The organism is Saccharopolyspora sp. NPDC002686 (genome assembly GCF_040295745.1).
Taxonomy (GTDB): domain Bacteria; phylum Actinomycetota; class Actinomycetes; order Mycobacteriales; family Pseudonocardiaceae; genus Saccharopolyspora; species Saccharopolyspora oryzae.
Genome location: NZ_JBEOVY010000676.1, coordinates 1 through 1,131, shown reverse-complemented (window position 1 = coordinate 1,131; position 1,131 = coordinate 1). Strand labels below are relative to the sequence as shown.

General features: G+C 70.0%; 1 protein-coding gene. It reads left to right on the top strand.

Annotation, left to right across the window (positions count from 1 at the left end):
- Positions 1–1,117 (top strand): S10 family peptidase (locus tag ABTZ89_RS38825; protein WP_351054499.1); only part of this gene is annotated, 1,117 nt, incomplete at its 5' end.
- Positions 1,118–1,131 lie beyond the last annotated feature (14 nt).

Here is a 1,131-nt window from a genome sequence, read left to right as displayed (position 1 = left end):
TCATCCCGGCGTACCGGACGATCGACTCCGAGGAGGTCGCCCAGGGGGAGAGCGCCGCCGAGCGCGCCGGCCGGACCGAAACGGTGTACCGGCCGTCGAGGGCGGCACGCCGGGCGACTTCCACGGCTACAAGCGCGACATCGAGTCCATCGCCGAGGTGATCCGGCTGTGGACCACCCGCAACGGCCGGTGGATGTCGCCGAAGTACCTGGCCGGCGAGTCCTACGGCACGCTGCGCGCGGCAGCGCTGGCCGAGCACCTGCAGTCCCGGTACGGGCTCTACCCGAACGGCCTGCTGCTGATCTCCTCGGTGCTGGACCTGGGCACGGTCCGGTTCACCGACGGCAACGACCTGCCGTACTCGCTGTACCTGCCGACCTACGCGGCGATCGCGCACCACCACGGCAAGCACGGCGACCGGCCGCTGCGCGAGGTGCTCGACGAGGCCGAGGAGTACGCCGCCAAGGAGTACCAGTGGGCGCTGGCCCGCGGCGCGCGGCTGACCGACGAGGAGCGGGCCGAGGTGGTGCGCCGGGTCGCGGGGCTGTCCGGGCTCTCCGAGGACTACGTGGAGCGCGCGAACCTGCGCATCGAGCACATCCGGTTCTTCACCGAGCTGCTGCGCGACCGGCGGCAGACGGTGGGCCGGATGGACGGCCGGTTCACCGGCTGGGAGCCGGACGCGGCGGGCGAGCACTTCACCGACGACCCGAGCATCTCCGGGATCCTCGGGGCCTACGCGGCGTCGATCAACCACTACCTGCGCGAAGAGCTCGACTACACCAGCGACCTGCCCTACGAGATGATCACCAGCAAGGTGCAGCCCTGGTCCTACAAGGAGTTCGAGGGCGCGAGCGTGTCCGTCGTGGACAAGCTCGGCGCGGCGATGCAGGCCAACCCTCACCTGCGGATCCACGTGGGCTGCGGCTACACCGACGGCGCGACGCCGTACTTCGCGGCCGAGCACGTCCTGGCCCGGCTGCCGATCCCGCCGCAGCTGCGGGAGAACATCGACGTCCGCTACTACCCCGCCGGCCACATGATGTACGTGCATGAGCCCTCGCGGGTCCAGCAGTCCGCTGACCTGGCAAACTTCGTGACAGAAAGCCGTCCATAATGGATTTCGCGCGT